This is a genomic window from Barnesiella sp. An22, assembly GCF_963931395.1.
GTDB classification, from domain to species: Bacteria; Bacteroidota; Bacteroidia; order Bacteroidales; family Barnesiellaceae; genus Barnesiella; species Barnesiella merdigallinarum.
The window spans coordinates 1,982,644-1,996,544 of sequence record NZ_OZ007014.1 but is presented as its reverse complement, the minus strand read 5'-3'; the positions used below and the strand labels follow the sequence as shown (position 1 = coordinate 1,996,544).

10 protein-coding genes are annotated in these 13,901 nt (G+C 49.9%); 6 read left to right on the top strand and 4 right to left on the bottom strand.

The genetic code is table 11. From position 1 onward, the window contains the following. The first annotated feature begins 388 nt into the window (after positions 1–388). Positions 389–949: a hypothetical protein gene (locus ABGT88_RS08185; RefSeq protein ID WP_346701478.1), complete on the top strand. Its 561-nt coding sequence runs from the start codon at positions 389–391 to the stop codon at positions 947–949. A gap of 24 nt (positions 950–973) precedes the next feature. Continuing rightward, entirely contained in the window at positions 974–1,426 is a 453-nt protein-coding gene (gene smpB / locus ABGT88_RS08180) for an SsrA-binding protein SmpB (RefSeq protein ID WP_087407444.1), read from the top strand. Here the strand turns inward: smpB and ABGT88_RS08175 are convergent. Next, positions 1,416–2,618, bottom strand: a complete 1,203-nt coding sequence (locus ABGT88_RS08175; RefSeq protein WP_346701476.1) for a THUMP-like domain-containing protein — start codon at positions 2,616–2,618, stop codon at positions 1,416–1,418. The two genes, smpB and ABGT88_RS08175, sit on opposite strands and share 11 nt — an antisense overlap. A gap of 227 nt (positions 2,619–2,845) precedes the next feature. On the opposite strand from ABGT88_RS08175, the gene ABGT88_RS08170 reads away from it, so the two are divergent. Continuing rightward, positions 2,846–3,625: a dihydroorotate dehydrogenase electron transfer subunit gene (locus tag ABGT88_RS08170; RefSeq protein WP_258327560.1), complete on the top strand. Its 780-nt coding sequence runs from the start codon at positions 2,846–2,848 to the stop codon at positions 3,623–3,625. Then, positions 3,613–4,524: a dihydroorotate dehydrogenase gene (locus ABGT88_RS08165; RefSeq protein WP_087407448.1), complete on the top strand. Its 912-nt coding sequence runs from the start codon at positions 3,613–3,615 to the stop codon at positions 4,522–4,524. Before ABGT88_RS08170 ends, ABGT88_RS08165 begins: the two co-directional genes overlap by 13 nt. Before the next feature lie 156 nt (positions 4,525–4,680). Here ABGT88_RS08165 and htpG read toward each other — a convergent pair whose 3' ends face one another. Then, the gene (gene htpG, locus ABGT88_RS08160) at positions 4,681–6,735 is read right to left on the bottom strand and encodes a molecular chaperone HtpG (RefSeq protein WP_346701473.1); all 2,055 of its coding nucleotides are present in this window, start codon (positions 6,733–6,735) and stop codon (positions 4,681–4,683) included. A gap of 102 nt (positions 6,736–6,837) precedes the next feature. Beyond that, positions 6,838–9,402 (bottom strand): ATP-dependent Clp protease ATP-binding subunit, encoded by a 2,565-nt coding sequence (locus ABGT88_RS08155; RefSeq protein WP_087407450.1) that lies wholly within the window; start codon positions 9,400–9,402, stop codon positions 6,838–6,840. Positions 9,403–9,614: 212 nt separating this feature from the next. On the opposite strand from ABGT88_RS08155, the gene gyrA reads away from it, so the two are divergent. After that, complete coding sequence (gene gyrA, locus ABGT88_RS08150; protein ID WP_346701471.1) at positions 9,615–12,113, top strand: DNA gyrase subunit A; 2,499 nt, start codon at positions 9,615–9,617, stop codon at positions 12,111–12,113. A 95-nt stretch (positions 12,114–12,208) separates the two neighbouring features. After that, positions 12,209–13,429 carry a lipopolysaccharide assembly protein LapB gene (locus tag ABGT88_RS08145; protein ID WP_158096819.1) on the top strand — a complete coding sequence of 407 codons (1,221 nt, stop codon included), beginning with the start codon at positions 12,209–12,211 and terminating at the stop codon, positions 13,427–13,429. A gap of 79 nt (positions 13,430–13,508) precedes the next feature. On the opposite strand, the gene ABGT88_RS08140 is transcribed toward ABGT88_RS08145, so the two are convergent. After that, a complete protein-coding gene (locus ABGT88_RS08140; protein WP_258327564.1) occupies positions 13,509–13,763 on the bottom strand; it encodes a hypothetical protein in 255 nt (84 codons plus the stop codon). Between the last annotated feature and the right edge of the window lie 138 nt (positions 13,764–13,901).

Below are 13,901 nucleotides of genomic sequence, written 5' to 3'. Positions count from 1 at the left end.
CTGAAATTTTTTGAAATGCAAAGATAAAAATTTTACTTTTCTATCCGTCCATAAAAAAGAGAGAATGTGCATGACAGGGGGTTAAATAGAACAAATATGACCATTTACAGAAAGTTATAGAGGGGCTGTCCCGTATCATCAGGATAAGAAAGCGCCCCTTTCGTTTGTCTCTACGCTCATCTTTCACTATCTTTGTAGAAGATAGGGGTGATTCGGAATAAAAAATACCGAAACAAGTTTCGATATTTTATTCTCCGCTCACCTTTCGCTATCTTTGAATAAGATAGGAGTCGGTTCGGCAGAGTCAAAGTTGAAAACTGCGTTTTCCTTTGCCTCTACTCTCACCTTTCGCTATCTTTGTTACACGAATCTGAATAAAGCGAGTTCTATGGATGAATTGAAACATCTCTTTTTGCTCCTGATCTTTCCCGAAAAGACCTGGCAAAAGACAGACAAGGCACCTTGTGCTACACAGCTATTTCTGAATCAGTTTCTTTACCCGCTGATGGGGGTTACGGCTGTGGTCTGTTTTCTGGGATATTTCTTCCACGACATTTCGCTGTCGCGGGCTCTGCAACTGGCCATCATCGAATTTGTAAAATTTTTCGGGGGATTCTATGCGCTGGTGTATGTGATGAAAGTTTTATCGACGCACCTGTTGGAGGTGGTACAGCCCGAGTCGCGAATCAAACGATTCGTAGGGTACAACCTGGGGTTGTACATGTTGTTCGACATCTGCATTCTGGTGGTGCGCTACTTCTGCGAAGTACCGGCCATAGTCGATTTTCTGCCGCTGCTGCTGGCGTATGTCATTTGGAACAGTCAAAAATATATGGAAATACCCGAGCAAAAAAGCATCTTGTATGTGGTGACTACCACAGTGTTGTTTCTGGCTATCCCGATGGCCATACAGAAACTGCTCTACTTTTTCATGCCCGGTGTCATGTAACCATTAAAAGATGAAGATTAAACGATGAAACTACCACAAATAAATATTCGCAACAAACGGGCCTCTTTCGACTACGAGTTGCTCGATACGTTCAATGCCGGCATCGTATTGTCGGGGACCGAAATCAAATCGATCAGGCTGGGCAAAGCGGGGTTGAACGACTCTTTCTGCTACGTCAACAACGGCGAGGTATGGATTAAAAACATGTATATCGCCGAATATTTCTACGGCTCGTACAACAACCATTCGTCGCGCCGCGACCGCAAGCTGCTGCTCAACCGCAAGGAGATTGCGAAAATCGAACGGGCCTCGCGCGAGTCGGGTTTCTCTATCATTCCCACCCGGGTCTTCATCAACGACAAGGGGCTGGCCAAGGTGACCATAGCCATAGCCAAAGGTAAGAAAGAGTACGACAAGCGTGACTCGATTAAAGAGCGGGAAGACAAGCGGCAGATGGACCGCATGTTCAAGCATTGATAGCTTTACGGGTAATAATCAACACCTTTCGATTGTCGGCAAGGGTGGTGGCAAAGAGATAAAATTCGCCGCCGTCTTTGCACTTGAGTCGTTTTTGCAACTCGTTTGCCGTGAGCGGAAAGTTTCGCGTCGAGAGGTTGATGCGGGGATATTGTTTCCCAACCGTTTTCAAACTCTTGGCGTTGAAATCGATGACTTCGACCACCTCGAATTTCCGTCCCGGAAAATCGGGCAGGTAACAATCCGATGTATATAGATGGCTGTTTATTTGCAACTTGTCGACTCCATACGCAGCCGCTACCGATTTATAGGCCCCCGCTTTGAGAATAGACGAGTTGGGCTCGTACAGGTATCGGGCCACCGTATCGCAAGGGGCAGAGTGGGGGAGTTGCCTCTCTTCATCGAGACGGAAAGTGAACGTAGATTCCCGACCCGCGGCATCCATATCGACACAGTGAATCGTCGTGGCCATCTCTTGGGTTGAAGTATCTGAGTTTATGACCAGAAGCAGCTCCTTGCACTCGTTTCGTACCGATACGACATGTACCTCGCCGACCTCGGGCAAAAGCGTCAGAATAGCCGAAATATCGGCCATAGGCGAAACCTTCACGACAATACGTCGGCCATGGCGCAACAGTTGGGGCATCAGTGCCACCACATTAGGCTCGCATTCGTCGAGGGCAAAAATCCGTTTGTTGCCGCTTCCCCTCCGGGCTGGATCGATATAGAGCGTATCGAAACAGCGGTTACAATACTGTATGAAGTGGGTACTGTCATCCTCGACCACCGTGATGTTGTCGGCCCCCAGCCATTTGAAGTTGGAGCGGGCAGCCTGGCAATATTCGGCCATGCGCTCCACGTAAACGACCTGCGTGGCCTTTTGCGCCAGGTAACAGGTATCTATACCCAAGCCTCCGGTCAGGTCGGCCAAATCGCCCGATTGGATGAGTCGTTGCTTATACCGGGCCGTCTGTTCGGAAGAGCATTGCTCGGTCGAGAGGAGTGAGGGAAATACCAGATTCGGGTTAGCTGCCCAGTCCGGCAATTTGTGGCGAATTTTTTTGCGGGCCTCGATTTGCAGAATAGCCCACGCCACATCGAAGTCGGCCTGTATATTCATCAGCCGCAACCGATTGGTATCGGCATCGGCATATTCGGAGATGAAATCTTGGATGGTTCGCTGGTATTTCATGGAGCAAAGATAGAAAAAACTCCTGCAAGTTTGGCTTTTTTGTTTCCACCTTTCCATATCCATATAGACGCTCGGCAAAGTCAAATGTCGAAAACTGTGCTTTCCATTTGTCTCTGCTCTCGCCTTTCACTATCTTTGCAAAGAAATGCAAAACAAGGTTGCGGATGCTTGCCGGCATGGTGTCAGGCAAGAGTCTCACCACCGGATTTTGCCAGTAAAACAGATTTATGAAAAAATACATTCTCGATTTTCGAATAGCCGAAAATGTACAGTTGCATGACAACTATGCACTCTTGAAATTGACACCTGCCAACGGGCAACCGTTGCCCCCCATGCTGCCGGGGCAGTTTGTCGAGGTGCGGGTCGATCGCTCTCCCGCCACCTTTTTGAGGCGTCCTATCTCCATCAATTTTGTCGATTATGACCGCAACGAGTTGTGGTTGCTCATCCGTAAAGCCGGTGAGGGAACCCGTACCCTGTGTGCTCTGCCGGCCGGCGAAACCTTGAACCTGGTTCTGCCGCTGGGTAATACCTTTACACCCCCCGAGAACCCGAACGAGAAGATTCTGCTCGTAGGTGGCGGTGTGGGTATAGCTCCTATGCTCTACTGGGGTAAATACCTGAAGGAAAAGGGTTATACGCCCCGGTTCCTGCTGGGTTTCCGCAGCGACAAAGACCTGCTGCAATACGAGCAGTTCAAGCAGTGGGGCGAGGTTTACATCTCAACCGAAGATGGTTCGTTGGGAGAAAAAGGTTTTGTGACTCAGCACTCGGTGCTCGAGCAGCCGTTCGACCGACTCTATGTGTGTGGCCCCAAGCCCATGATGGTAGCCGTGGCCCGGTATGCCCGTGAGCGGAATATCTTTTGCGAGGTATCGCTCGAGAATACAATGGCATGCGGCGTGGGTGCCTGCCTCTGCTGTGTAGAAGACACGGTCGAAGGCCATGTGTGTGTATGTAAAGAAGGTCCTATCTTTAATATAGAAAAACTCAAATGGCAGATTTAAAAGTTAATATAGGTGCACTGTCCCTGAAAAATCCGGTGATGACCGCTTCGGGGACGTTTGGTTATGGCGAAGAGTTTGCCGATTTCATCGACCTGTCTCGTCTGGGCGGTATCATAGTCAAAGGTACCACGCTGCATCATCGCGAGGGCAATCCGTATCCCCGTATGGCCGAGACGCCTGCGGGTATGCTCAACGCCGTAGGTCTCCAGAACAAGGGCGTAGACTATTTCATCGAGCACATCTATCCCCGTATCCAGGAGATCGATACCCACTTTCTGGTGAATGTGTCGGGAGCCTCGGTCGAGGACTATGTGGCTACCGCCGAGAAGATTGCAGCCTTGGACCGTATCCCGGCCATCGAGTTGAATATCTCGTGCCCCAATGTAAAGGAGGGCGGAATGGCTTTCGGTACCTCGTGCCAGAGTGCGGCTGCCGTTGTGCGGGCCGTGCGGGCTGCCTACCCGAAGACACTGATCGTGAAACTGTCGCCCAACGTGACCGACATTACCGAAATAGCCCGAGCCGTCGAGGCCGAAGGGGCCGATGCCGTGTCGTTAATCAACACCTTGCTGGGTATGGCTATCGATGCGCAGCGGCGTCGCCCGGTACTCTCGACCGTCACTGGCGGACTGTCTGGAGCCTGTGTCAAACCCATTGCCCTGCGTATGGTTTGGCAGACCTATCATGCCGTGAAGATTCCTATTGTGGGGCTGGGGGGTATTATGAATGCCACCGATGCCATTGAATTCCTGTTGGCCGGAGCTTCGGCCATCGAGGTAGGTACCGCCAACTTCATAGACCCTCAGATTTCGGAGAAAATCGTCGACGGAATCGACGAATATCTCGAAAAAAATCATATCTCGTCGGTAAAAGAGTTGATAGGCGGACTTATTCTATAAGCTGTTTATTAACAGATAAATAAAAAATAGCGAATATAGATTGCAGTAATGCAGCAAATCTATATTCGCTATTTGAGTATTGCTTTATATGCTGGGTGAGAGGGTGATATAAAGTATTACTTCATATCTGTTCCCCTCACCGGCATCAACAAGTCATTAAAGAATCTCGACAGAGCGTTTGATGAAGTTGCTCAAAGCCTCGCCCTTCAGCATGTTGTTGGAGAGGAGAGCCAAGTCGACCAACTGACGAACCAGCGGGTTCTTGTCGGCATAGCTCTTCAGTACGTCCGACTCTTTGGCACGCAATTCCTTGGCCTTCTCTTCGGCACTCTTCAAAGCCTCTTTGTCGGCTACGGGTACCTCTTCGTCCTTCTTGTCTTTCTTGGCCTCTTGCAGACGGGTGATTTCGGCATTGACCGTGTTCAACTCGTCGAGTATCGGGGTCAACTGCTCTTTGCACGACGACTCGGTGTCGGCGATAATCCGTTGCGTCAAGGGGTGCTCGGTGTTGACAATGAGGTTGTAGCTGTCGGGCAGTTCGCCATAGATGGCCATACCCGGTTGTATGGCAGCCATATCCTTCATACGACGCATGAACTCGTTCTGCGTAATCACGATAGGTTGTGCCGTAGCACCTACGGGCTCGAACATAACCAGGAAGTCGCTCTTCTCGATGACAGGAATCTGCGATTTGAATACCGTAGTCATCACTTCGCGCTGTTGCTCATTGAGGGCAACCGACGACTTGTTGTCGCTCTTCTGAATCAATCGGTCTATCAAGTCGCTGTCGACCCGTACGAAACGACATTTACCCAACTTCTGCTCCAACATACCGATGAAGTGGGGGTCTAACTGACCGTTCATCAGCAACACATCGTAACCCTTCGCGGTAGCGGTCTCGATGTAGCTGTATTGGGCCTCCTTGTCGGTGGCATACAGGTAGATGAGTTGTCCGTCCTTGTCGGTCTGGTTGCCTTCAATCAGCGTCTTGTACTCGTCGAGGGTGTAGTATTTCTCTTCGGTATCTTTCAGCAGAACGAATTTCTGAGCCCGTTCGTAGAACTTCTCGTCCGAGAGCATACCGTACTCGATGAAGATCTTCAGGTCGTCCCATTTCTCTTCGAACTGTTTGCGGTCGCTGTTGAAAATCTCTTGCAAACGTTCGGCCACCTTCTTGGTGATGTAACCCGAAATCTTCTTCACATTCGAGTCGCTTTGCAGGTACGAACGCGATACGTTCAGCGGGATGTCGGGCGAGTCGATGACACCTTGCAGCAACATCAGGAAGTCGGGGACGATACCTTCGACCGAATCGGTTACAAATACCTGGTTGCAGTACAGCTGTATCTTATACCGGTTGATGTCGATGTTGTTCTTGATTTTCGGGAAGTAAAGAATACCCGTCAACTTGAAGGGGTAGTCGATATTCAGGTGAATCCAGAAGAGCGGTTCGTCGATGCCGGGATAGAGGTCGGAATAGAATTTCCTGTAATCCTCGTCGGTCAGGTCGGTCGGTTTGCGAGTCCAGGCCGGCTCCAAGTCGTTGATGACTTTGTCTTTGTCGGTATCGACATATTTGCCGTCTTTCCACTCTTGCTCTTTACCGAATACAACGGGTACGGGCAAGAAGCGGCAATACTTCTTCAGCAGCATCTCGATGCGTTGCTCTTCGAGGAACTCCTTGTTCTCATCGTCGATATACAACACAATATCGGTACCGCGTTCGCTCTTGTCGATGTCGGTCATCTCGTAGGCAGGCGAACCGTCGCAGCTCCACATGACACCTTTTGCCCCCTCTTTATAGGACAAGGTGCGAATCTCGACCTTCTTCGAAACCATGAAGGAGGAGTAGAAGCCCAAGCCGAAGTGGCCGATGATGGCGTTGGCATCGTTTTTATATTTCTCCAGAAACTCTTCAGCACCCGAAAAGGCAATCTGGTTGATATATTTGTCTATCTCTTCGGCCGTCATGCCTATACCGTGGTCGGAGATGGTAAGCGTGCCGGCCTTCTTGTCGATCGAAACCGATACGTTCATCGCACCCAGCTCGCCTTTGAAGTCGCCAAAAGATGCCAGAGTCTTCAGTTTCTGCGTAGCATCGACGGCATTGGATACCAGCTCTCTCAAGAATATTTCGTGATCGCTGTACAAAAACTTTTTGATAACGGGGAAGATGTTGTCGGTTGTAACCCCGATAGTACCTTTTTGCATGGTTATATGTTTTTATTGTTACAATTTTCTACTCGAAATTTTTTCAAAAAAAATGCCAGACTCAAAAAGTCTGACATTTTGGCTTATTCTCTTTCTGTCGTGTCACGCCTCTTTCTTCGAGTCGATAATCGACGAAACGATTTTGTGATTTTCCTGGTCGAAGTCGACCCGTATCGTATCACCCTCCTGAACGGTAGCCCGGATAATCATCTCGGCCAACTCATCCTCGAGATATTTCTGGATGGCCCGTTTCAAGGGTCGGGCACCGAACTGCACATCGTACCCCTTCTCGGCAATGAAGTTTTTGGCAGCATCGGTGATTTCGAGGTGATACCCCAACGTCTCTACCCGTTTGTAGAAGCCGCTCAATTCCAAGTCTATAATCTGGAAGATGGCTTTCTTGTCGAGCTGGTCGAACATGACGATGTCGTCGATACGGTTCAGGAACTCGGGCGAAAAGGCACGGTTCAGAGCCTTTTGGATGACACCCCGCGAGTAGTCTTTCTCCGAAACGGTATTGGTCGAGAAACCTACGCCCTGGCCGAAATCCTTCAACTGGCGGGTACCGATGTTCGAAGTCATAATCAGGATGGTATTCTTGAAGTCGATACGACGACCCAGACTGTCGGTCAACCGGCCTTCGTCCAAGACCTGCAACAGCAGATTGAATACATCGGGGTGAGCCTTCTCTATCTCGTCGAGCAGTACGACCGAATAGGGTTTGCGGCGTACCTTCTCGGTGAGCTGGCCACCCTCTTCGTAACCCACGTATCCCGGAGGGGCACCAACGAGCCGCGACACGGTGAACTTCTCCATATATTCACTCATGTCGATGCGGATAAGGGCATCTTTCGAGTCGAACAGATACTCGGCCAACTTCTTGGCCAGATGCGTTTTACCTACGCCCGTCGGACCCAGGAACATAAAGGTACCGATAGGCTTGTCGGGGTCTTTCAATCCCACCCGGTTGCGCTGTATGGCCTTCACCACTTTGTCTACAGCCTCATCCTGACCGATAATTTCGCGCTTCAGTTCTCCAGCCATGGCCAGCAGTTTGTTGCCTTCGGCCTGAGCAATACGCTGCACGGGCACGCCGGTCATCATGGCTACCACCTCGGCTACTTTCTCTTCGTCGACAATCTCGCGGTGTTGCTGCATCTGTTTCTCCCAGTTGTCTTTGGCCGTCTCCAGAGAGAGCTGCAACTCCTTCTCCTTGTCGCGGAAGCTGGCTGCCAATTCGTAATTCTGCGATTTCACGGCGTTTATCTTGTCCTCGCGGCAAGTCTCGATTTGAGCCTCCAGACTCTCGATCTCCTTAGGTACCGTAATGTTCGACACATGTACCCGGGCTCCCGCTTCGTCCAAGGCATCGATGGCCTTGTCGGGGAAATTCCGGTCGCTGATATAGCGGTCTGTCAATTTGACACAAGCCTCCAGCGCAGCGTCGGTATAGGTTACGTTGTGATGGTCTTCGTAACGGCCCTTGATGTTGTTGAGAATCTGCAGGGTCTCTTCGGGTGTCGTAGGCTCGACCATAATCTTCTGGAACCGACGCTCCAAGGCTCCGTCTTTCTCGATATTCTTGCGATACTCGTCGAGCGTGGTGGCACCGATACACTGTATCTCGCCCCGCGAAAGTGCCGGCTTCAGCATGTTGGCCGCATCGAGCGAACCGGTAGCGCCACCGGCCCCCACGATGGTGTGAATCTCGTCGATAAACAAGATGATATTGGGGTTTTTCGAGAGTTCGTTCAAGATAGCCTTGATGCGCTCTTCGAACTGTCCGCGATACTTGGTGCCGGCTACAATCGAAGCCATGTCGAGCGAAATGAGCCGTTTGTCGAACAACACACGCGATACCTTACGCTGCACGATGCGCAGAGCAAGCCCCTCGACAATAGCCGATTTGCCCACACCCGGCTCACCGATGAGTACCGGGTTGTTCTTCTTCCGGCGGCTCAATACCTGGGCCAGCCGCTCTATCTCGTTGTCACGGCCTACGACGGGGTCGAGACGACCCTCTTCGGCCGCCTTGGTCATATCGGTACCGAAGTTGTCGAGCACGGGTGTATCGTTGTTGCTGCGCTGTGTCGAAGCGCTGCTGCCACTGCCGCCTTGCTGTTGTTCGCGGCGATAGTTGCGCTCATCCTCCAGTTCGTCGTCATCGTCGTCGGTAAAACCGGCTCCCATACCACGAGGGGAGGGGTGTTGTTCGGCCTCTGCTTCGCCAGTCGCTTCACCTTTTAAAAAGGCCGACACTTCGTCGTAGGTGATGTCGTTCGTATGGAGTATTTTCGCAGCCGGAGAATCCGATTCTTTCAAAATGGCCAGCAACAAGTGCTCCGAGTCGGTCTCTTGGCTCTTCATAAATCGAGCCTCGAGCATACTCATTTTCAACACTCTGTCTGTGCTTTTACTGATAGTCAGCTCGCTCGACTGCTGTTCCATGTGATTGTTGGAAGCGGATAGTTCATTTTCCAGCGAACTCTTTATCGTGCGAAGAGAAGCACCCAGCCCCACTAAGGCATCGACAGCCCGATTGGCCCCATCGCGTATAATCCCCAGCAACAAATGCTCGGGAACGATGTTGGAATTTTGAAGGCGTTCGGCTTCCTCCCGGCTGTAACCGAGAATTTCCTTTACATGTTGTGAAAAGTTTCTTTCCATAAACAAATCTGTCTCCTTATATTGATTTAGCAAATATACCACCTTTACGCCAAATATTGGCAGGTAAATATTATTTCTTGTGTATAACAAATAACATGCCGAATTTTCCCATTTGCCGAAGATTATTTATTGAGGGAGATACCTCGGTTTTTTCAAAAAATTGGTATCTTTGTACGCTAAAGAATCAATGTATAACCAATTTTCACTAATAAATGATTGACCAGGATAGAATTCTAAAGATAGACATCAATCAAGAGATGCAATCGGCCTACATCGATTACTCCATGTCGGTGATTGTAGCTCGAGCCTTGCCCGATGTGCGCGACGGTTTCAAGCCGGTACACCGCCGGGTGTTGTTCGGTATGGACAAACTGGGAAACACATCGGATAAACCTTACAAGAAATCTGCGAGAATCGTCGGTGACGTATTAGGTAAGTATCACCCGCACGGCGATTCGTCGGTATACTATGCACTGGTACGTATGGCCCAACCGTGGTCCTTGCGTTACCCGCTGGTCGACGGCCAGGGTAACTTTGGTTCGGTCGACGGCGACAGCCCTGCCGCCATGCGTTATACCGAGGCGCGACTCTCGCGCATTGCCGAAGAGACGCTTCGCGATATTGAAAAGGATACGGTCGATTTTACCCCCAACTTCGATAACACGCTCGAAGAGCCTACCGTATTGCCCACCCGCATACCGCAACTGCTGGTAAACGGGGCCTCGGGTATTGCCGTAGGTATGGCGACCAACATGCCGCCTCACAACCTGTCGGAGTGTATCGATGCTTCGGTTGCTCTGATCGACAACCGCGACATCACCATCGAGGAGTTGATGCAATATATCAAGGCTCCCGACTTCCCCACAGGGGGCATCATCTACGGCTATGCCGGTGTAAAGGATGCTTTCGAAACAGGCCGCGGTCGTATCGTCATCCGTGCCAAAGCCGAAATCGAGGTAGACAGCTCGACGGGTCGCGAATCGATTATCGTATCGGAAATTCCCTATGCCGTCAACAAGTCGGAATTGATTAAGAAAATCGCCGACCTGGTCGAAGAGAAGCGTCTGGACGGAATCTCGAACATCAACGACGAGTCCGACCGTGCCGGCATGCGCATCGTTATCGAAGTCAAGAAAGATGCCAACGCCAGCGTGGTGCTGAACAAGCTGTTCAAAATGACCGACCTGCAGTCGTCGTTCAGCGTCAACAACATTGCACTGGTACATGGTCGTCCTCAAACCTTGAACCTGAAACAACTGCTCGAATCTTTCGTTGACCACCGTCACGAAGTGGTTTTGCGCCGGACTCGATTCGACCTGGCCAAAGCCGAGGAGCGGGCCCATATACTCGAAGGTCTGATTATTGCATCGGACCACATCGACGAGGTTATCAAGATTGTAAGAGCTTCGCAGACTCGCGAAGAGGCCCGCACGCGCCTGATGGAGCGCTTCTCGCTCAGCGACAAGCAGGCTCAGGCCATTGTCGATATGCGTATCGGTCAGTTGACCGGTCTCGACCAGGACAAACTGAGAAACGAGTATGCCGAAATCGAAAAGATGATTGCCTATTATCACCAGATTTTGGCCGACGAAGCGGTCTGCATGAAGGTGATAAAAGACGAGCTTATCGAAATCAAAGAGAAATATGGCGACGAGCGCAAGACCGAAATCGTCTACTCGTCCGAAGAGTTCAATGCCGAAGACTTCTATGCCGACGACGAGATGATTATCACCATCTCGCACATGGGCTATATCAAACGTACGCCGCTCTCCGAATTCCGTGCACAAAACCGGGGTGGAGTAGGGGCCAAGGGCAGCAACACCCGCGAAGAAGACTTCATCGAATATATCTATCCCGCTTCGATGCACAACTACATGCTCTTCTTCACGCAGAAAGGTAAATGCTACTGGCTCAAGGTATACGAGATACCCGAAGGCTCCAAGAGCTCGAAGGGTAGGGCCATACAGAATATGCTCAATATCGACTCGGACGACAAGGTAAATGCCTTTATCCGCGTGAAACGGTTGCAAGACCCCGAATACAACATGTCGCACAACCTGCTCTTCTGTACGCGCAAGGGTATCATCAAGAAGACCAAACTCGAAGCCTATTCGCGTCCTCGCCAGAACGGTGTGAATGCCATCACCATTCGCGAAGACGACCAGGTGATACAAGTGCGGCTCACCACGGGCGACAGCCAGATTGTCATTGCCAACCGTCACGGCCGGGCCATCCGCTTCCACGAGAGCGCCGTACGTGAAATGGGACGTAATGCTACCGGTGTAAAGGGTATGACCCTCGACAACGACGACGATGCCGTAGTAGGAATGATTTGCGTAAACGACCCCGAGAAAGAGACCATCATGGTGGTTTCGGAGCAGGGATACGGCAAACGCTCGCTCATCGAAGACTACCGCATAACCAACCGCGGTGGTAAGGGTGTGAAGACCTTGAACATCACCGACAAGACCGGTTATCTGGTTGCCATTAAGTGTGTAACCGACGAGAACGACCTGGTCATCATCAACAAGTCGGGTATCACGTTGCGCATGAAGGTAGCCGACGTGCGTGTCATGGGCCGTGCTACGCAAGGTGTTCGGTTAATCAACCTCGAAAAACGGAACGACGAAATTGCTTCGGTCTGCAAAGTCTTGTCGGACAGTGTCGATGAGAACATGCAGGACGACAACGTCACCGAAATTGCAGAATAAATTGTTAATCCTAAAATAAACACGCAATGAAAAAAACAACATTAACCGCAGTATTACTGCTTTCAGTCATTTGCGCATTTGGCCAAAAGAAAGCGGTGAACCGAGCTTTCAGCGAAGCCAAGATGGAGAATCCCAACTTCCAGGAGGCCCGTACCACCATTCAGGGTGCACTGACCGATCCCGAATCGAAAGACGATGCCAAGACTTGGTATGTAGCCGGTTTCATCGAAAACACCTATTTCGAAAAAGACAATGTTCAGAAAACATTGGGTATGACGTTGAAAGACGGCGACGGTCCCATGTACGACGCTCTGGTAAAAAGCTACGAGTATTTCCTGAAATCTATCGCGCTCGATACGCTGCCTAACGAAAAAGGCAAAGTAAAGCCCAAATATGTAAAAGACATTCGTAAAACACTGAAACAAAACATCGATGGATTTGCCAATGCCGGCGTATACTATTTCACACAGAAAGACTACAAGAAAGCCTACGATGTGTGGGGTATCTACCTGGACATTCCCAAACTCTCGATTATGAAGGGTGAGAAAAGCGGTCTTCCTGCCGACTCGACTATCGCCATTCTGGAGTTCAACCGGGCTTTGGCTGCCTTGCAGACACAAGATCACGCTCTGGCTATCAGCGCACTGAACGACGCTAAAGGCAACGGCTACAACCAGAACGACATCTACAAATACCTCGTTTACGAATATGAGCAAACTCAAGACACTGTCAACCTGATTCAAACCCTCCAGGAAGGCGAGAAGCTGTTCAAAAACGAAATGGTAGAGGTTAAAGACGAAATGGGCAACACGGTGATGGACGAGAACGGCCAGCCCAAAATGCAAAAAGAAAATACCTACACGCTGAAACTGATTAACCTCTATATCTACAGCGGTAAGTACGACGAGGCTATCGCCACGCTCGATGCCATCTTGGCCGAAGAACCCGACAAAGCCGAGTATTGGAATGTAAAAGGTAATCTGTACGAGTCGCAAAAGAAATACGACCAATCGATCGAGTGCTTCGAGAAGGCTATCGAAATCAATCCTACCTATGCCGATGCTCTGGGCAACATGGGTCGTATCTACTTCAACCTCGCCGTACAGAAAAACAACGAAATCAGCTCGATTACCGACAACGTAAAATATACCGAAGCTCGTGAAAAAGAGGTAATTCCTCTGTTCGAAAAATCGCGTCCGTACTACGAAAAAGCATACGAACTGAAACCCGATGAACCGGACTATAAGTATGCGTTGCGCAACATCTATTACAACTTGAACGATGCCGAGAAACTGAAAGCTATCGAAGGCCAATAATAGTCAATCGGTAAAACCATAAAAAAAACAGCCATTCTTTCGGAGAGTGGCTGTTTTTTTATACCGATGGAGCGACTTGCTACCATTGTAAAAGATCTGTGCCCTCGAAAAATACACGCCCACGAACCTCTATACAATTCCGGCCTTCATTATACCAGATGCGCATAGGGCGACCATTCATACTACCCGAAGCTCGTTGAATATTGACTGTGGATATTTTCCGATCGATAAACTCCTGAATAATGTCCCAATGCTTAACCTGGGCAGTTTCATCGTTGAATAGGTCGCAAAGCTGCTCAGCACTCAGTTTCTTCAAATCGATATTTTCCATCATAATCCTCCTTTTTAGTATACCATAAATCGAGAAAGCGAGAATAAATTACATCCATCCAAAGATATGAAAGGAGAGGATAAAAACAAACCTAATCCGCAATATTTTAGGGCTCGCATGCAACATATAAAAGCTCGCAAA